Raw genomic sequence first — 19,135 nt, 5'->3', positions numbered from 1 at the left:
TAAAAACGGGGTTTGCCTGAAGCAACCCCGTTTCTTACAGTTCTTGTATGATTAGTTCCGAGGTGAAAAGTCTGACTTAGGGGCTCCACAAAGAGGGCATACCCAATCTTCTGGAATATCTTCAAAGGCAGTACCGGGCTTCACACCATTGTCGGGATCACCTACTGTGGGATCATACACATAACCACAAAGGTCGCATTCGTATTCTTGCATAGTTGTTTCCTCCTAGTAGTTAGCATAGCGATAAACGGCACGAGGGGCAAGAAAAATATTATTGATAAAGTGCGAGAATCTTGTTCAGCATCTTGCAGAACTTCTTTTTGAAGCTTTCAGGTGAGAGGATCTCTACTGAATCCCCACACTGGATGATCCTCAGGTAGAGTTCGATGGAGTTCTCCACATCCATATTGCACACCAGAGTCCCGTCACCCTGTTTGGTAAACACAGGGGTACCATGGACAACCGAGCGGAATACGTTCATCGCCGAACGCTCCTTGAGCTTGAGGCTCAAGGGTATCATGTCCAAGCTCTCATACCGCTCTTCCGCCTCCTGGAATTTGAAGGGCTTGAGGTTGTCTGGGATGGTGTAGGTCTCGTCGAGGATGGTTGCACTGGTGATGGTGCTGATGTCGATGGTTATGATCTCGGTGGTATGGCGTAGCCTTCCTGTCACGCTGATGGGGTGCCTGCCTCCACTGTCCTCTTCCCTGAAGCCGATGAAATAGGGGGCAAGTTCCGTCTCGATGCTTTCAAACCCTTTCAGGCTTTGGATTACCCTTACGATGCGCCCCGAGACCCAGGAGTCGATGAGGACTTCCAGGATCGAGTTGAACTTGCTGCTCTCCTTCTTCTGCTGGACCTGCTTGTCGATCTGCTCGGCAAGATTGATGACATTGTCACTGATCTTTGGTGCGTAGGAGCGCATGTTCATGGCCAGCTTCCGCAGCCCTGATGCCAGATGGGGGTTCTGAAATTCGCTGGTGGAGGCAAGGACCTCTGCAGAGAGGTTGAAGGCGAGGCTCTCATAGACACTGAGGGCGATGTTCTCGTCCCCCTCCCGCCCCTTGATCTTGATGAGGTTGTTCTCCTCGTAGATATCTATGTACTGCTTGAGCTCATCGACATAGCGGCTGATCGTGGAACGATGGACACCCAAGCGTCGGGCTATCTCAGCACGTCTGAGCCCCTCAGGGTGGGAGTGTAATAATAGTTCTAGTTGTGCAACCCGTTCACCTTTCATGAAGTACCTCTTTCTGCACCATTCTGCAACAAAATTCATGTCAGTATACCATGAATATTCACTTATACAAGGGTTTTGCAACAAAAAAAGTACATTGTAACACTCTCCTAGCCATGATAGGATAAGGCCATAGGAGAGCAAGTCATGGAAGAACGTCTGGACAAAGTAGAGATGAAGCTAGCATATACGGAGGAGACAGTCCTCGCTCTCGACGCTATCGTCAGAGGCCAGGCACAGGAAATCTCCATCTTGTTGAACCGTATGGAAAAGCTTGAGAAACGCCTTACCGCACTGGCAGATGGAGGGGAGGACGGCCTACCCGAAAACGAGAGGCCGCCCCACTATTGAGCCTAGATAAACAGGTTGACCTTGCTCCTTGAAGCTGCACCCATATAGGTTGCAACACCTCCGATCTCAACCCCATCAAGCAGCTCTTCTCGGGTGATGCCCATGATGTCCATGGACATCTGGCAGGCGATCATATGTATCCCTGCCTTTCTGGCATCCTCGTACATCTGCCTTACCTGGTCGACATTCTTTTTCTTCATGCGACCCTTCATCATTGCAGCGCCCATCCCTCCCATGTTCATCGAGGAGAGGCCCAGGTCATCCATACCTTTAGGAAGCATGGCGGAGAACATCTTGCCCATGAAGTCCTTCTTGACACGGCCAGCCGGCTTTTTGCGTAGCACCGAAAGACCCCAGAAGGTAAAGAACATCGTGACCTCTTTTCCTGTTGCTGCAGCACCGTTTGCCAATACAAAGGAGGCGAGTGCCTTGTCCAGGTCATTGGAGAAGACGATCATGGTAGCCCCGTTGTCCGGGTCGCAGATGGCAGGCTTTGTTCCATAGGAATCAGGGAGGGAACAGACAGCAGGATCGCCCTTGCTGATGACCGCCTCGATGATGCCTGCTGTGGTGTTCAGCGATACCAGCTCGTTGCCGGTAAGGTCGCACCATGCCTGGACATCGACGCCAAAGCCGGGGTCCGATGCCTTGATGAAAAGCCTGTCGCCATGCTCCAGGTTGTCGATCTCCCTCTTCAGCCGGATGATTGGCCCTGGGCATTGCAGGCCACAGGCATCGACCTTGAAGATCTTGTTGACTGCAGCTTTCCTGAAGCTTCCATCTTCGTTGAGCACATTGACATTCTTCTGGATCTTGACTGTATTGAGCTCCTTGTTCTCCAACAAGTGGCGTTCCCTCATCGCCACCTCATAGGTTTTCATGCCACCGGTCATGTTGTAGACCTCAGTATAGCCATTCTGGCGTAGGATTCTCTCGGCGAGGTAGCCACGTAGCCCTATGGCACAATGGACGACGATCTTCCTATCCTTGGGAACCTCGTTGAGCCTATTGCGAAGGTCGAAGTTGGGGATAAGGTGTGAGCCCTCAATACGGCCCAGGTCATACTCTTCCTGGGTACGGACATCAAGGATGAATGCACCTTCCAGGCGCATCTTTTCAGCCTCTTCCCAGGTGATGGTGTTTGAGTACCCGTTGAGCACGTTCTCGGCGATGAAGCCGACCATGTTGGTGGGGTCCTTGGCACTGGAGAAGGGAGGGGCGTATGCCTGTTCGAACTCTGCTAGGTCTGCGATAGTCCCATCCTTGCCAATGAAGGCGGATATGACATCGATTCGCTTGTCTATGCCATCATAGCCAACAGCCTGGGCTCCCCAGATCTTTCCTGTTTCAGGGTGGTAGAGTACCTTGAGGGTTATCTGGCTGGAGTTGGGGTAGTAGCCGGCATGGCTTCCTGCATGGGTCACTGCACAGCGGAAGGGCAGCCCTGCCTTGACCAGGCTCTTCTCGGTAAGGCCCGTCGATGCCACAGTCATCTCAAATATCTTGGCAATGCTGGTGGCGATGGTCCCTCCATAGGGGCGCGTGTTGCCGTCGATGATGTTGTCCGCACAGAGTCGGGCCTGCTTGTTTGCAGGGCCTGCAAGGGGTACGGTTATGGGCAGCTTGGTAAGGGGACTGGTAAATTCGATGGCATCACCGACAGCCCGGATGTTCTTGTCGTTGGTGGTGAAATACTCGTCGACCTTTATGGCGCCGTTGCCTGCAAGCTCGATCCCTGCTTTCTTGAGGAATGCAGTATCAGGTCGTACCCCGATGGAGAGGATGACAAGGTCAGCATCGATGATGGTACCCGAGGAGAGTTCGACACTCACCAGCGAATCATGGCTGCCAAAGGATTTGACGCCGTCGCGGAGGTAGAGGTTTACCCCTTTGGCCCTCAGGTGCTGCTGCACCTCGGCTGCAAGGTCATAGTCGATGATGTTCATCACCTGTTCCAGGGCCTCGACGACTGAAACTTCCAGTCCCCGTTCCTTGAGGTTCTCTGCCATCTCAAGGCCGATGAAGCCACCGCCAACAACCACTGCACGCTTGGTGGAGGGTTGGTCGATCTTCTCCTTGATGTGGTCGATGTCCGTGACTGAGCGGAGGCTCATGATGGAGGGGTGGTCGATCCCAGGGATGGGGGGCTTGATGGGAGAGGCCCCTGGGCTGAGGATGAGGGTGTCATACCGCTCGTCATACTCGCTGTTGTCCTTGAGGTTCCTGATGTGGATGGACTTGGCCTCCCGGTTGATGGAGACCACTTCCGAAAGTACCCTGGCTTCCACATCCAAGGTCTCCTTGAAGCGCTCGGGGGTCATGACAAACAGGCGCGACCGTTCGGTGATGACATTGCCAGCGTAGTAGGGTAGCCCGCAGTTTGCGTAGCTGATGTACTGCCCTCGTTCAAACATGATGATTTCAGCTTTTTCGTCTCTTCTGCGAAGCCTTGCAGCTGTTCCAGCTCCACCAGCTACGCCTCCGACGATCAGGTATCTTGCCATATTGCCCTCCTAAGGGTTTAGTTCTGTGTAAATTCCAGGTCTGCAGGGAGTATGAGTCCAGTGCAACTGTAGTGTTCTACCATCTGCTTGCCCTGTTCGGTGAGGGTAACCAGCATGCTTCTTCGGTCAAGGGATGAGAGTTCCCTTTTGGTGAGGTCCCGGCTTTCAAGGCTGTCCAGGATGCGGGTAAGGCGGGAGGGGGAGAGTTCAAGCTCTTTTGCAAGCAGGCCAGGCTCGGCAATTCCCTTGTTTACCGCACAGAGCAGCAAGGCATCATTGAAGGAGAGTCCGGTCTCCTCCTTCAGGTGTTATTCGAAAGCTCGCAACGAGGTCTGCAGTTTTCTAATGGCACATAGGTCAATCATTGAAACATCCTTTATCGTTCATATAAGCAATTGTTGCCACAAACAAATATATTCCTTGATCGAGCATTGGTCAATACAATTAGATAAATAAAGAGGGATAGGGAGATGTTTATTGTGTATTGGTTCTACAAGCCACTTTTCTGCCGGGATTGCCTGGGGATCCCCATGTATTCCGGTTCTGCTACGAAAAAAATAACCGGCCCCAAAAGGAGCCGGCATGGGAGAAGGTGGTGGGGTCCTAGCCTTTGACCCCTCCAATCATGAGACCTGAGACAAAGTGCTTCTGGACAAAGGGGTAGATGATGAGAACCGGAAGCATACCCAATACCATGACTGCCATCTTGAGGTTGCTGTAGACATAGTGCCCACCCCCAAGCGAATCGTCCGATTCAAACATCAGTGAGCGCAAGACCACCTGCAAGGTATACTTTCGGCTGTCATTGATGAACATGATCACCTCAAAATACCGGTTCCAGTAGCTGACAAAGTAGAAGAGGGTGACCGTGGCTATGATGGAGATGGAAAGGGGCATGACTATCTTGAGCAGGATGGTCACATCATTGCATCCATCGAGCTTCGCCGATTCAATCAGGGAGGTCGGGATGCTGGTCATGAAGTTCTTCAGGATGATCAGGTTGAAGGTTGATACTGCCACAGGCAGGATGATGGCCCCCATGTGGTTGATCAGCCCCAATGACTTGACCACGATATAGAAGGGCATGATCCCTGCATCAAAGACCATGGTAAAGACGATTGCCTTCATGATGATGTTCCTGCCGATCAGGTGTTTCTGGGCAAGGGCAAACCCCATTGGTATCGAGATGCCCATGGACAGGGCAGTCCCTGCAAAGGCGACAAACAGCGAGTTCCGGAATGCACCCATGTAGCCGCTGTTGAGTACCCTCCAGTAGTTCTGCAAGGTGAATGAATGGGGGACCAGGAGATAGTCCGTTCCCATGACATCGATATCCTTCGCCAGTGAGGTGATCAGGACGTTCCAGATGGGGATGATGAAGATCAAGCAGAGAAAAGAGAGGATCAAGGCATTGAGTATGTGGAAGGCCTTCCGGCTATTTGACTCACGGATACCACTGGGGGATTTCTTTTTCATGATACGGCTCCTATAGAATCGGTTCATCGAGGAACCGAGCACTGATCTTGTTGGTGGAAAGCACCAGGATGAGACTCACCACTGAGGTGAACATACCCACTGCTATGGAGTAGCCCAGGTCACCTGACAGTACTCCCTCCCGGAACACATAGGTTTGCAATACATCCGCCACATCGTAGACTGCGGCATTGTACATGACCAACACCTGCTCAAAAATCAGGAGCACGTGGGAGAGGTTGAGCAAAAGCATGGTCACGATGGTGCTCCGTATCCCTGGAAGCGTCACATGGAAGAGCTTTCCCCAATGGCCCGCACCGTCAATGGTGGCTGCCTCATACAACTCAGGTTGGACCGTGGTCAGGCTGGCAACATAGATGACAGCTCCATACCCCATCTGTCTCCAGATGTAGGAACTGACCAGAACTGGGCGGAAGAATTTCGTGCTGGCCATGAAGTAGATAGGATTCCCGCCTAGCTTGACAATGACATTGTTCACCAGCCCGGAAGAGGGGGAGAGCAGGTTGACGAAGATGCTTCCTACAACAACCCAGCTGAAGAAGTAGGGGATGTAGATGAGAAACTGGATAAAGCGCTTGGCCTTGTTGCTCTTCAGCTCATCGATCAGGAGGGCTACGATGAGGGGCGCCGGGAAGTAGAAGATGATGTTTGCAAGGCTTATGATCATGGTGTTGCGAAACGCATTCCAAAAGATGGTGGAACTGAGCAGGCGCTGGAAATTCTCCAACCCTACGAACGAGACCTTCGAGCGGAACCCATAGTCGGTAAACCCCAGTGTGAGGCCAAATAGGGGCAGGTATTTGAATAGCAGGTACCAAAGGACTCCAGGAAGGAGCATTGCCAATAGGTATTTCTGTGTCTTGATTCTCGTCATCAAGGGCGGATGTATCTGGACAGTCTTTGTCTTGTTCTTCATCTGTAGACTCCTCTGAAAGATAAAAGGATAGGTCAGGTTCGGGTTATGGTGCAAACCACACCCTTTGCTCCACCAAGGGCGAAGCTCTTTGTGTCAGGTTGGCTACCCCCTACAAAAAGCTGCCAACTCCCTGGTTTGTCCTGTTTTTGGCCATCCTCGCCAATGACACAAAACAGGGATGGGGGAAGGACGAAATGGAGGCTCTCCCGTTCTTCTGGTTCCAAGAATCTGTCCTTGGTCCCGCAGAGTACTGGATGGAGGGGGAAATTGGCATCCTCAGTCTTGCAATAGAGCTGCACAACCTCCCTCCCTGCTCGCTTGCCTCTGTTCTGGACAATACAGGAGAGTTGGACCATTCCCTCTTCATCCACAAAAGCGTGGGCATCGCTATAGGCAAAGCAGGTGTAGGAGAGGCCAAACCCAAAGGGGTAGAGGACATCTTCTTCGTTGCAGTAGCGGTAGGTCCTGGAATGCATCGAGTAGTCGGTGAACGGAGGAAGCTCTGCAGTTGCGCGGTAAAACGTGACAGGAAGCCTGCCTGAAGGGCTGAAGTGGCCGAATATGAGACGGGCCAAGGCAAGCCCCCCTTCCTGTCCAGGATACCACCCCTGTATGAGTGCCCGTACATTGCTAAACCTCTCTATTTCTGGGTCAAGGGAACCTCCTGAGAGTAGGATGAGTATAATGGGTTTTCCTGTTGATGCAACGGCTTCCAGCAACTTTCGTTGGGGCAAGGGTAACCTGAGGTCACTCTTGTCTCCTGCCCATCCGCCGTTTCCGTCATCGTGCATCTCACCCTCAACCGACTCGTCCAGGCCAAGGCAGAGGACGGTGACATCACTTGCCTGGGCGAAGGCCACAGCTTCGCTGAGGCGATCGCCTTCGCGTCCCAGGCGCTCAACACTGGGCTTGACCAGACTGCACCCCTCGCTGTAGCGAACCTTGACCTTCGCACCGACAACGCTTCGTACTCCTTCAAGCACCGTGACATACCGGGAAGCTGTCCCATGGTAGTTGCCCCAGAGGGCAGGACGGCTGTTTGCGTTCGGCCCGATGATAGCGATCGATGAGAGATCTGAAGCTTCCAGGGGAAGCAGGTTTTCATTTTTCAGCAGTACAAGCGATCGGCAGGAGGCCTCGTAGGCAAGGAGGGCGTGCTCTTCTGAATCGATATCCTCAACTCCCAGGCTGTCGAAGGGTGTCTCCTTGGCGAACAGTCCAAGCCTACAACGGGTAGTTACCACCCTGACCGTCGCCTCAACGATACGTTCATAGGAGATCAGGCCACTGTTGTAGGCTTGCTCCAGGACCTTGTACTCACAGCCACAGTTCAGATCACAGCCTGCATTCAGGGCCAGGGCTACGGACTCTTCTGCATTGCTGGTAACCTTGTGGGAGAGGTGGAAGTCCTTGATCGCCCAACAGTCGGAGATATACATTCCGGAGAATCCCCAGCTCTCCCGTAGCAGACCCTCGATGAGGGTTTTGCTGCCACAACAGGGTTCCCCGTTGATCGCACTGTAGGCTCCCATGACAGCGTCGACCTTTGCCTCCTTCACCGCAGCTTCGAAGGCAACCTGGTAGGTCTCAGAGAGGTCTTTTTTCGTCACCATGGCATTGAAGCCGTGCCGTTCAGGCTCCGGTCCGCTATGGGCAATAAGGTGCTTCACACAGGAAGCTGTTTTCAGGATCTCCCCTTCACCCTGCAAACCGGTAATGAAAGCCACGGCAAGTCTTGTTGTCAGGTAGGGGTCTTCCCCATAGGTCTCCTGTCCACGACCCCATCGGGGGTCCCTGAAGATGTTCACGTTCGGTGACCAGATTGACAAGCCCTTGTAGATGTCCCTGTCATCCAGAAGGCTGGAGATATTGTATCTTGCCCGCTGTTCGGTCGATATCACCGTTGCTACGGCATGGAGGAAATCGGGGTCGAAGAGGGATGCCAGCCCGATTGCCTGGGGGAAGACTGTGGCGGTCCCACTGCGGGCAGAGCCGTGCAATCCTTCATTCCACCAGTTGTAGGCTGGGATTCCCAGTCTTGGGATTGCAGGAGAGTCATGGCGCAGTTGGCTGAACATCTCCAGGATATCCATCTGTTGCACAAGGTGTTCAGCTTGTTGTTTGAAACGGTCTTGCATGCACTACTACTCCAGTTTCGAAAGAATCGGTTTCCAGGAAGGTTTCCCGGAAACCGATACATTGCTAGGTGAGAGATCTCTTACCGTACAGCGTTCAGTTCGTCGAGTATCTTCGGTCCGTTGATGGATTTCCAGAAGTTCCCATACTCGCTCATCCCTTGCTCAAGGGAGACCGAGCCCATGATGATCTTGGTTGCAACCGATTCACGGGTGCTCTTGATGGAAGGGGCAACGCGGTCGTAGGTAACTGAAACCCCGACAGGAACATCGGCAGCATAGTTGGGGCCGAGGTTTGCCTGCATGGCTCGGATGTGCCCGATCTGTTTGGGCAGGCCTAGTTTCAATGCAGGAGAAAGGGCGAAGGGGAGGTTGTCCAGGTCAATGGCAATGAACGAATCGCTGAGGTAGTTCAAGGTATACTTGTACCCTGAATTTGAGGCCTTGGCGGTTGGGACAATGTTCTTCTGGGCATCGAGGGTGTAGTGTGAGCCTTCGACTCCGATACCAAAGAAGGCAGGATATACCTCAGGGTCGGTCACTATTGTCTCAAGGACGCGAACGGCTGCATCAGGATTCTTTGACTTGGAAGAGACTACAAAGGCAGTTTGGGTTGATTCGTTGAGCGAGCCACCCTCACCTCTGGGTCCCACAATTTTATATACCAGGTGCATGTCCGTGTACTTGTTTGCCGCGGTGGTATTCTGCACGTAGTTGATGTAATTGGTTACGTAGTCGATCGAGGAGGCTGCCTGGCCTGTGTAGGTCTTCTCACGCATGTCATTGTTCTCTGTGGTTATGAACTCCTGGTTGAGGGAACCATCGACATAGAGTTGGCGCAGGTAGGAGAGGGCTTCTTTCATTTCCGAAGTCTGGAAGCCATCGATGAACTTGCCATCCTTCATGTAGACGCCACCCCAGGCCCCAAAGGTGTTGTAGAAGAACTGGAAATTATCCACCCATTTGGGGAAGTTGAAGGGAATGATTCCCTTTCCCACAAACTTTTTCATCTCGGTACGGAACTCTTCTGTTGTTGGGGTGGAAGAGAGGACTACCCCATATTGTTCCATCAGGTCCTTACGGATAAAGATTGCCTTGGATTTTGGGTAGTTGTAGGGAACAAAGTAGGTCTTTCCATCGATTTGCAGGTCAGCAAACAAGGAGGGGTCGAGTTTGGAAAGAGCCGGACTGTTCTTGATATACTCGGTCAGGTCAAGGATCTGCTCCCGGGCGACCATGGTAGGGATCTTTGTCATGGCCTGGGCTACGACAAAGAGGTCGGGGACATCCCCGCTGTTGACCAGGGTTGCTATCTTGTCAGTGTAGGAAGCAAGAGGGGGAATGATCGGGTTGATCTTTGTCCCAGTCTTGTTCTCGATAAGTGCTGTAATGGTTCCCTGCAATTCTGGATCGGTGCTCAGGCCGTAGGTGTTGTCGGCTGTGGCTAGGGTAATCTTGGGTGTCACAACGACAGAGCTATCTTTCTGGCCAGCGGCGAAGACGCCTGTCAGGCAGATAAGGGCAGCAATGAGGGTAAGCACTATGCGCTTTGGTTTCATACAAGTCCTCCTTAAGGTTGGGGTCTGAAAAGACCCTGTAGTGTCTAGTATAGGGGGGTTCTTTTCTCCCGTCGTTAGCAGAAAGAGAGAAATAATTATACTTTCTCGTATGTACGGACTTGTCCCCCCGGACGGGCTCACGGTAGGATGGTACGAAGCCTCTGTCAGTGTCAACTGGCATGAATAGGCCATTTCCCCTAGGGCCGAAGTCCAGGATGAAGGAGTGAGAGCAGAGATGGATGTCACCATAACCAGTTCCGGTCGATTCTATTACCGCAAGGATGAGGGCATGCAAAAGCACTATCACCATGACTATCAGGTGCAGCTGGTCTACAGTGGGGAGGCTATGAATTATTTTGATGACAAGCCCTATCCTCTCGTAGCCGGAGATGTGGTGTTTTGCCATAGGGGTACGACCCATGCCTTCCATGCGACGAGCAAGGAAGGGGTCAAGATGCTAGAGGTAAAGTTCACTGCCACCGACTTGGAACTGCAGGAAGTCCTGTTGGGCATAGAGACAAAATTCTGTGACCAGGACCGCCAGATCTACACCCTCCTCTCTCGCATAGTCCTGGAAGGACAAAGAAAGCCCTTGCACTATAAGTACATGTCGGGAACCCTGTTGATGGAATCGCTTTTGGTGATGAATCGTATCTGCCTGCAGCACTCGCTCCCTGTCTATGAGTCGAACCCGATCCATCAGTTGCGCAAAGCAAGTACGGTCTCCAAGTCCCCTGTCCTGGACATGGTCGATTCCTACATAAACAAGCACATCGGCACCTCTTTTTCCCTCCAGATGATGGCAGCAGAGTGCGGGTACAACCAGGACTACCTCTACAGGGTCATCAAGAAGCAGACAGGATTGTCCGCCATCAAATACATCAATCTGGTGAAGTTCGAGCGTGCCCTCTACCTCATACAGAATACCGAGCAGACCCTCAGCGAAATTGGATGGAACCTTGGATTTGAGAACCTGCAATACTTCTCCCGATTCTTCAAACAGACCGGGGGAATCACTCCTTCAGAGTATATAGCCAAGGTTCGCCTGACCACCCGTACCGAGTATTGACCTACGAAAAAAGATAAAAAGTAGTGGCATTCTGCCAACGACATCTGATAGGCTTGCCCGTATACTCAATGCTGAAGATTGTATGGACAGGAGCGCATGAGATGAAGAAGAAACGGTATGCTCAGGTAGGCACTGGGGGCCGAGCCAGACTTTTCTATGAGGCTATCGCGACACGCTATGGCGAAATTTGTGAACTGGTGGCTTTTTGCGACCTGAGCCAGAAAAGGATGGACTTCTCCAACTCATTGTTGGAGAACGAGTATTCCTATCATAGGGTCCCAACCTACAAGAGCGCCGACTTCGACAAGATGGTAGAGCTGGAGAAACCCGATGTCATCATCGTTACCTCTGTTGACCGAACCCATGACACCTATATCATCCGTGCCATGGAGCTTGGCTGCGATGTCATTACCGAGAAACCCATCACCACCGATGAACATAAGGCTCAGGATATCCTTGATGCGCAAAAACGGTATGGAAGGTCCATCCGTGTTGCCTTCAACTATCGCTATGCGCCCCATCACTCCAAGATACGGGAACTGATCGCCTCACAAACCATCGGAGAGGTGTATTCTGTGCATTTTGAATGGTTGCTCAATACCGAACATGGTGCCGACTACTACCGTAGGTGGCACCGGAACAAGGTAAATAGCGGAGGGTTGCTGGTGCACAAGTCCACCCACCACTTCGACCTGGTGAACTTCTGGCTGGGGACACAACCCAAGACAGTCTTTGCCTTTGGTGCCTTGAACTTCTACGGCCAGGCGGCCGCCCAGAAACGGGGTGTGGAGAAATTCTACTACCGTTGCCATGGAAATGAACATGCAAAGGATGACCCTTTTGCCATTGACCTGGAGAGTAACCCAACCTTGAAGGGCCTCTATCTGGATGCAGAGGAGGAGAGTGGATACATCCGGGACCGCAGTGTCTTCTCCGATGATGTAAGCATTGAGGACACCATGGCTGTCCTTGTGAAGTACAAGAGTGGGGCCATGATGTCCTATTCGCTGAATTCCTACCTTCCGTGGGAAGGGTTCAATGTGTCAATCAATGGCTCGAAGGGTCGAATCGAGTATACCGCGCTTGAAAAACCCTATATCAATGCAGGGGGAGACAAGAGAGATGAAGGAGCCACGACCTTCCATAAGGTGAGGGTTTGCCCTCTTCTTGCTGCTCCGTATGAAGTTGCCATCGAGATGACTGAGGGTGGCCACGGAGGTGGGGACCCTGCGATGCTCGATGATATATTCCTAGAGCAAGCTTCCTTTGATCCCCTGCACCGGGCAGCAGACCATACTGATGGGCTTCGGTCGATTCTGACCGGAATTGCGGCCAACAAATCTATCGCCTCCGGCCTTGCTGTCGATGTCGATAGCCTGCTTTCTTGGTAGAGGAGCCACCCTGTGAATGAAGTCTGTCTTTTCGAAGAGTCCTTTGAGTCGTTTCCCCTGGGGCCTTTCCCCTACGATGCTGAGCATTCAGCAATGGGCGAGTACCATTACTTTCCCGAAATTGGCTATAAGGGTAGGTGGCATGACCCCATTGCTAACTACAACTACAAGGGCCCTTCCTGGCTGGTGACCAGCCCCTCTTTGGATGGCAGGAAAGTGATGGAGTTGTCCAGGATCCAGGCCCCCCAGGAAAAGACCACCCTCCCAACGCTGGTCAGTGGTGATGTGTTGTGGCAGGATTATCAGGTCACGGTTCTCCTTCGCCCCCTTTCCAAAGACCTTCCTTGTGGAATACTGGTCCGTTACCAGACCAGCCTGATGCACTATGGAGTCTTTTTTACCTCAGAGGGAGTTGAGCTGCAAAGGGTCGACAAGCTTGAGCGTACCGTTCTTGCAAAAGCCTCCCTCCCATGGTCTACCGATGAGTTTCAACAACTGACTGTCACGGTAGAAGGGAGCCTCATCTGCATTTCCTATGATGACAAGCAAGTGATACGGTTCCATGATGGGCGGTTCTCCAATGGCTGTATCGCCCTCTGTTCCTGCATGCCGACCCAATATGCCTCGGTCGTGGTCTCTTGCGACAAGGCAGAACTGAGACGTCTGGAAGAGCAGAGATCCTGTATTGAGAGGCGGGTTGAAGCAAAGCGCATGACCTATCCCCAGCCCAAGCTAACCAGGAAGATAGACCTCTCTGATTTCGGTGCAGGCCGGCAGATTCGGTTTGGGCATCTGAACGGCACAGATGAGCTGTTCTTTGTCATGGCACAACATCAGAGGCGGGTCTATAAGGACCGCTATCCCTTCATCAGTTGCCTGACAGCTGTAAGCTTGGATACCGGAAAGGTCCTGTGGCAACTGGGAGAGCCAAGGGACGATGAGGATGTTATCCACCTGACTACGGACCTTCCGTTCCAGATCTATGATATTGACGGTGATGGGTGTGACGAGGTCATAGCCTCCTGGGATTTCAAGCTTTTCATCCTTGATGGCTCATCAGGAGAGGTCAAGAACCAGATGGCTACTCCGTACAATGAGCACCCTGCTGATGAACTATGTGGGGTGGAGTTTGGCCACCATGCCTTTGAACGCCTCAATGTCGATTCGATCAGGATCGTCAACGTTACCGGAAAGGAGCGTGCATCCGATATCCTGATCAAGGACAGGTATGCCCGCATCTGGATCTATGACAACCAATTCCAGCTAGTATGGATGTTTACCCACAACAACACCGGCCACTTCCCCTATGCCTATGACTTTGACGGGGATGGCAAGGACGAGATCTTCAGCTGCTACAATATGATCGATAGCGATGGGAAGCTGCAATGGAAGCTTCCTATCGGAGAAGACCATACGGATGAGATCGTCATAGGGCCGATAGACCCTGAGCAGGATGACCTCATCGCCATAGTTTCAGGTTGGGAGGGGTTCATGCTTGTTTCCAAGGATGGGACCATACTGAGGCGGGACATCAATGGGCATGGCCAGCGAATCAGTGTCGGAAACTACCTGCCAGCCCAATCCGGCCTTGAGATATGCACGACTACCTACTGGGGAAGCCAGGGTATCATCTATATGCATGACTGCAAAGGCGAGCCTATCTGGCACCGTGAGATGCGCTGCAATGGGAACGTCATTGCCCCGGTCAATTGGGATGGCTCTGCCCAGGACCTCCTCCTGCTCAATGCAAATACCCAGCATGGGGGCCTGATGGACGGGGAAGGGGACACTGTCGTCCTGTTCCCGGAAGACGGGCATCCTGAGTTGTGCTGTGACGTGCTGAATGTCACCGGTGATGAGCGTGATGAACTGATTGTCTGGGATCGCAAGAGCCTGTGGGTATATACCCAGGACAGGGGACAACCCAAACGGGAGAAGACCTATCTGCCCCATAGGTATCCCCTGTACAATGCCTCGAACTATCGAGGGGAATTCTGCTTTCCCCATTTTGAGTAGGGCGTAGGCCCCCCTCTTTGGTTCTGCATCGGCTGATTTACTAGTTTCTTTTGGGTTTGACCAACCTCCGAAGGGTCGTTACAATCCCCTTGTATTGTGCGTTTTGAGGGGGCCTTGATGAAACATATCCTTTGCTTTGGCGATTCCAATCTTTTCGGTACCAACCCCAGTGGTGGGCGATGGCCTCTTGAACAGCGGTGGACAGGCATCCTTGCCCGCCTTCTGGGAGAGGGGTACCGCATCATCGAGGAGGGGTTGGGAGGAAGGACTACCTGCTTTGAGGATCCTCTCGAGCCAGGCAGGAATGGAAGCCTGCAGCTTCCCATCATGCTCCATAGCCACCGGCCCCTGGACCTGGTCATCATCAGCTTGGGAACCAATGATTGCAAGAGCCTATACAACAACAATGCCAGGGTCATAGCAAAGGCCCTCGAGAAACTCTCCTCCATGGTAAAGGAGTATCCCTACGGGGATCTCTACCCTGTTCCCCAGGTGTTGGTCATATCTCCCATCCACGTCGGCCAAGGGATCGAGGAGTCGCCCTTTGTTTCCTTTGACAGGAAAGCCATAGCCCTGAGCCAATCCCTGGCGAAGGAGATCGAGGCCATGGCCAGCAAGCATGGCTTGCTCTTCTTCGATGCTTCGCTTGTAGCAGCCAGTAGCGATATCGATGCCCTGCACATGGATAGGCAAGGGCATGAGAGCCTTGCGAAGGCTCTGCTTCCGCTGTTGCTGGACTGGTTTGGTGACAAGCGCCCTCGAGAGGCCCTAGACGATCAATTCCAAAAGAGGGCATACACTGAGATAGGGGAGGAGGGTGTTGTTGAAGAGAGCACTCTGCACACCTCAGAAAACGAAGGAAAAGACCAGACAGAGAGCACAAACAAAGAAACGGTAACACTTGCTTCTCCGAAGAGAGGACGGTTGCCGCTGGCTTTTTCTTTGTTCAGGCGAAAACGTTAGGTCGATTCAGCACCGATGTAGAGCTTGTTTTGCTTCTTGATCTGCCGCTGTTCTTTCTTGATCGCCGTCGCCCACTCTTTGCGGGTGATGAGCGCTACCTGTTCGACCGGTCGGCCTCCAATGAATTGGATCATGGCGCACTCGGTCTCCTCAGTACCTGTAGCATTGGGGTAGTTTATGAAACCATGGATGGTTTTCTTTACCTCAAGATATTTTACCGGGGTGTCTGCAGAGGCGAGGGCATCGGCATAGAGCTTTCCGTCATCACGAAGGAGGTCATACTCTGCCCCGATGATCAGGGTCTGGGGCAGGCGTGAGTGGTCCTTGCCCAACAGGGGTGAGAAGCTTGGGTTGAGGATGTCCTTGGGCTCCCGTTGGTAGCTGTTGATGAAGAAGGTCATGTGCTTGTCGGAGAGGGTCGGCGAGTCCTTGTACTTCTCATAGCTTGCAGTCCGCATCCTTCCATCGGTTACCGGGTAGAGGAGGACCTGACCTGCAATGGCTGGGCCTTTGCGGTCACGGGCAAGGCGGCTGACAACGGCGGCAAGGTTGCCTCCTGCACTGTCTCCGACCAGATAGATCCTGTCGGGGTCGGTTTTCCAGTACCTGCATCCTGCAGCTGCCCAGAGCAGGGTATCGTAACAATCCTCCACTGCTGTGGGGAACTTGTACTTCGGAGCGAGGCGATAGTCGACCGAGAGCACTGAGGCTCCGGTGATATCGGCCAGGTGTGCACAGAAGAAATTATACAAATCCATATTCCCCCAGACCCATCCTCCACCGTGGTAGAACACGATGAGGGGAGTGAGGTCCGAGATGTCCCGGGAACCTTGTTTCTCAAAGAAATAACCGGTTACCATCCCGTCGGTGACAGGAATGATGAAGGTCTTGGTGTCGATGTTTTTTGCACTCTTGCCCAAGAGTTTACGGATTATGATATTGTTGGGAATGGAAATATCGTTGATCTCTTCAATGCGTTTGGGGGTAAGTCCTTCTGGGTTGGCTACGGAAAGCCTGCCGATAAGGGCAACCAAGCGTTTCATTTTTGGAGACAAATCATAGTCAGCCATAGTGGGCTTATGGTAATGTATCCCTGTTCAGCGCGCAAGGGCCTTGGTGATCTATCACGCAGTTTTATCATGACAAATGAAAGGATATGCAAATACTCTGTATATATATGAGTGTTGCAGTTTGGTGTATTTCCTGAATATAGTATGGCTTAATTGAACACTCTTGCCTCTCTTGCTATACTTTTGCCATGAGTGACAAAGTAACCATGTTTGATACCAAGCGATTTGGATATGACTTCATAGAGGGAGCCTACATTCCTGAGGGCAAGGATGAATACTACCTGCGCAATGAAGTCCTGGGTAGGGAGAATTCCTACCGTAACCTGACCAGCAGTGAAATCGAGACGCTGAAGGAGAACCTGAACTTCTCCACTGCTTGGGAGCATGTGCTTGTCAGCGATCCTTTCGAACCCTCCCTGGTCAAGAACTCCGAGTTCTATGGGTTGGTTCGCCTGGGAAAGATGACCAAGCAGGTGGTATGTTTCCATGACTTCTGCGTCCCCGTAGGGATTTCCAACAGCCGCCTGGTCTCCTGCGACATTGGCGACTTCTGTGCAGTCCTCGACTGTGCCTACCTCAGTCACTACATCATAGCCGACCATGTCATTCTCTACCGCCTTGGGGAGATGCAGGCAACAAACCACGCCAAGTTCGGCAACGGTATTGTCAAGGAGGGCGAGGACCCTGAGGTGCTGGTTACCATCGGCATCATGAATGAGGCTGGAGGACGCAGCGTCCGTCCATTCAGCGGAATGCTCTGCTCCGATGCTTTCCTATGGGGTATCTACCGCGATGATCTTCGCCTTATGCAGAAGTTCGAGGCGATGACCGACCGTGAGTGTGACCTGCGGCGGGGGTGGTATGGGTTTGTTGGGGAGCACTCGGTCATCAAGTCGTGCGACACCATCAAGGATGTATGGGTTGGCCCGGGTTCCTATATCAAGGGAGCGAACAAGCTGAAGAACCTCACCCTGCGTTCGACCCTCGCCTCTCCTATCCAGATCGGGGAGGGGGTCGAGCTGGTCAATGGCATCATCGGCTCCGGTAGCCGAGTCTTCTACGGAAGCAAGGGAATTCGATTCATCATGGGGGACAACTGCGCCCTCAAGTACGGTGCCCGTCTCATCCACTCGATCCTTGGCGACAACTCGACTGTCAGCTGCTGTGAGATCCTCAACAACCTCATCTATGGAGGCCATGAACAGCACCACAACAACTCATTCCTCATAGCCAGCCTGGTTATGGGCCAGTCGAACATGGCCGCAGGTGCCAATATAGGATCCAACCACAACAGCCGTGGCAACGATGGGGAGATGGTCGCAGGCCGAGGCTTCTGGCCTGCGCTTTCCAGTACCCTCAAGTATGACTGCAAGTTTGCAAGTTATCTGCTCATCACCAAGGGAAACTACCCCTATGAGCTTGATATCCCTCTTCCTTTCAGCCTGTTGAGTGCCGACAGCAAGGAGTGTAGGCGGGTGGTGCTGCCTGCCTATTGGTGGATGTACAACCTCTATGCCCTGGAGCGCAATAGCTACAAGTATCGTACCCGGGACAAGCGCAAGGTGATCCGTCAGCATATCGAGACCGACTACCTTGCCCCTGATACGGCAAATGAGATGCTCCACGCCCGTTCGTTGCTCTGCCTATGGACCGCTGAAAGCTGGAACAGGCGCAGTGGTGACAGGCGCACCTTCACCAGGGATGAGCTTGTCATCCAGGGTAAGGCCCTTCTGGAAACCCAGGGGGATGACCTCTCTAGCCTTATTGTAACTGCAAGTGACCTGGAAAATAGCACCGAGCCTGTCGAGATTCTCAAGCCTGTGGATGCCTACCACTCCTATACTGAGATGCTTCTCTACTATGGCACCAAATCGGTTGCCGCCTGGTGTAGCCAAAAGAGATGTACTGTTTCCCTTTTCCAGGAGGAGAGCCTTTCCTCTTTGCAGCCTTGGGAGAATGTCGGTGGCCAGCTGGTTCCCAGAAGTAAGGTTGAACAGCTCAAAGACGATATCCGTGAGGATGTGTTGCTGCAGTGGGATGCAGTGCACCAACGGTATGAACAGTGGTTTGTCGACTATCCAAAGGATAGGGCAGACCATGGCCTTGCTGTCCTGAAGAGTATTCTGGGGGTGGAGGCACTAGAGGCGAAGCACTGGTCGACCTTGGTGGAAGCGGTTGTACGCATCCGCCTCTACATAGAGGACCAGGTCTTCAAGACCAAGGAGAAGGACTTCAGCAACAGGTTCAGGGGAAGCACCTACCGTAATCTGGAGGAACGCGATGCGGTGTTGGGCTGTCTTGACGACAACCCGTTTATCCAGGAGTCCAAGCTTACCAGTGAACGCATCATCGCCGAAGTTCGCTCGGTGGCCTTCTAGGCAAAGAAAGGAAGACCGGAAAAGGCACTCCACAAGAAAAAAAAGAAGCATG

At 52.6% G+C, this 19,135-nt stretch carries 15 protein-coding genes; 6 read left to right on the top strand and 9 right to left on the bottom strand.

Annotated features, from left to right (window positions below; genetic code table 11):
* Positions 1–51: 51 nt before the first annotated feature.
* Together rd and ROJ03_RS09280 are read right to left on the bottom strand one after the other, a co-directional pair.
* Complete coding sequence (gene rd, locus ROJ03_RS09285; RefSeq protein ID WP_313726758.1) at positions 52–213, bottom strand: rubredoxin; 162 nt, start codon at positions 211–213, stop codon at positions 52–54.
* Between the two features lie 58 nt (positions 214–271).
* Entirely contained in the window at positions 272–1,240 is a 969-nt protein-coding gene (locus ROJ03_RS09280; RefSeq protein ID WP_313726757.1) for a WYL domain-containing protein, read from the bottom strand.
* A 144-nt stretch (positions 1,241–1,384) separates the two neighbouring features.
* On the opposite strand from ROJ03_RS09280, the gene ROJ03_RS09275 reads away from it, so the two are divergent.
* Complete coding sequence (locus ROJ03_RS09275; RefSeq protein WP_313726756.1) at positions 1,385–1,588, top strand: SlyX family protein; 204 nt, start codon at positions 1,385–1,387, stop codon at positions 1,586–1,588.
* 2 nt (positions 1,589–1,590) lie between these two features.
* Here the strand turns inward: ROJ03_RS09275 and ROJ03_RS09270 are convergent, their stop codons facing one another.
* From ROJ03_RS09270 to ROJ03_RS09245, 6 genes are all read right to left on the bottom strand, one after another.
* The gene (locus ROJ03_RS09270) at positions 1,591–4,092 is read right to left on the bottom strand and encodes an FAD-dependent oxidoreductase (RefSeq protein ID WP_313726755.1); all 2,502 of its coding nucleotides are present in this window, start codon (positions 4,090–4,092) and stop codon (positions 1,591–1,593) included.
* Between the two features lie 17 nt (positions 4,093–4,109).
* Positions 4,110–4,397: a MarR family winged helix-turn-helix transcriptional regulator gene (locus ROJ03_RS09265; RefSeq protein ID WP_409530495.1), complete on the bottom strand. Its 288-nt coding sequence runs from the start codon at positions 4,395–4,397 to the stop codon at positions 4,110–4,112.
* A gap of 298 nt (positions 4,398–4,695) precedes the next feature.
* On the bottom strand, positions 4,696–5,568 hold the full coding sequence (locus ROJ03_RS09260; protein WP_313726753.1) for a carbohydrate ABC transporter permease: 873 nt from the start codon (positions 5,566–5,568) through the stop codon (positions 4,696–4,698).
* A 10-nt stretch (positions 5,569–5,578) separates the two neighbouring features.
* Complete coding sequence (locus ROJ03_RS09255; protein WP_313726752.1) at positions 5,579–6,502, bottom strand: ABC transporter permease subunit; 924 nt, start codon at positions 6,500–6,502, stop codon at positions 5,579–5,581.
* A 32-nt stretch (positions 6,503–6,534) separates the two neighbouring features.
* Positions 6,535–8,640 (bottom strand): glycoside hydrolase family 3 C-terminal domain-containing protein, encoded by a 2,106-nt coding sequence (locus ROJ03_RS09250; RefSeq protein ID WP_313726751.1) that lies wholly within the window; start codon positions 8,638–8,640, stop codon positions 6,535–6,537.
* Between the two features lie 80 nt (positions 8,641–8,720).
* Positions 8,721–10,196, bottom strand: coding sequence for an extracellular solute-binding protein (locus ROJ03_RS09245; RefSeq protein ID WP_313726750.1), 1,476 nt, complete (start codon positions 10,194–10,196; stop codon positions 8,721–8,723).
* 223 nt (positions 10,197–10,419) lie between these two features.
* Between ROJ03_RS09245 and ROJ03_RS09240 the strand changes: the two genes are divergently transcribed.
* The 4 genes from ROJ03_RS09240 to ROJ03_RS09225 all read left to right on the top strand — a co-directional run bounded on the left by ROJ03_RS09240 (position 10,420) and on the right by ROJ03_RS09225 (position 15,635).
* Positions 10,420–11,265 carry an AraC family transcriptional regulator gene (locus tag ROJ03_RS09240; RefSeq protein ID WP_313726749.1) on the top strand — a complete coding sequence of 282 codons (846 nt, stop codon included), beginning with the start codon at positions 10,420–10,422 and terminating at the stop codon, positions 11,263–11,265.
* A 101-nt stretch (positions 11,266–11,366) separates the two neighbouring features.
* Positions 11,367–12,656, top strand: coding sequence for a Gfo/Idh/MocA family oxidoreductase (locus ROJ03_RS09235; protein WP_313726748.1), 1,290 nt, complete (start codon positions 11,367–11,369; stop codon positions 12,654–12,656).
* 12 nt (positions 12,657–12,668) lie between these two features.
* Complete coding sequence (locus ROJ03_RS09230; protein ID WP_313726747.1) at positions 12,669–14,672, top strand: hypothetical protein; 2,004 nt, start codon at positions 12,669–12,671, stop codon at positions 14,670–14,672.
* Between the two features lie 117 nt (positions 14,673–14,789).
* Positions 14,790–15,635, top strand: coding sequence for a GDSL-type esterase/lipase family protein (locus ROJ03_RS09225; protein ID WP_313726746.1), 846 nt, complete (start codon positions 14,790–14,792; stop codon positions 15,633–15,635).
* Here ROJ03_RS09225 and ROJ03_RS09220 read toward each other — a convergent pair.
* Positions 15,632–16,678 carry an alpha/beta hydrolase gene (locus ROJ03_RS09220; protein ID WP_313726745.1) on the bottom strand — a complete coding sequence of 349 codons (1,047 nt, stop codon included), beginning with the start codon at positions 16,676–16,678 and terminating at the stop codon, positions 15,632–15,634. The two genes, ROJ03_RS09225 and ROJ03_RS09220, sit on opposite strands and share 4 nt — an antisense overlap.
* 215 nt (positions 16,679–16,893) lie before the next feature.
* Between ROJ03_RS09220 and ROJ03_RS09215 the strand changes: the two genes are divergently transcribed.
* Entirely contained in the window at positions 16,894–19,083 is a 2,190-nt protein-coding gene (locus ROJ03_RS09215) for a DUF4954 family protein (protein WP_313726744.1), read from the top strand.
* Positions 19,084–19,135: the final 52 nt, after the last annotated feature.

Source organism: Sphaerochaeta sp. PS (assembly GCF_032144095.1).
Taxonomy (GTDB): domain Bacteria; phylum Spirochaetota; class Spirochaetia; order Sphaerochaetales; family Sphaerochaetaceae; genus Sphaerochaeta.
This window is presented reverse-complemented; position numbering and strand designations above follow the sequence as displayed.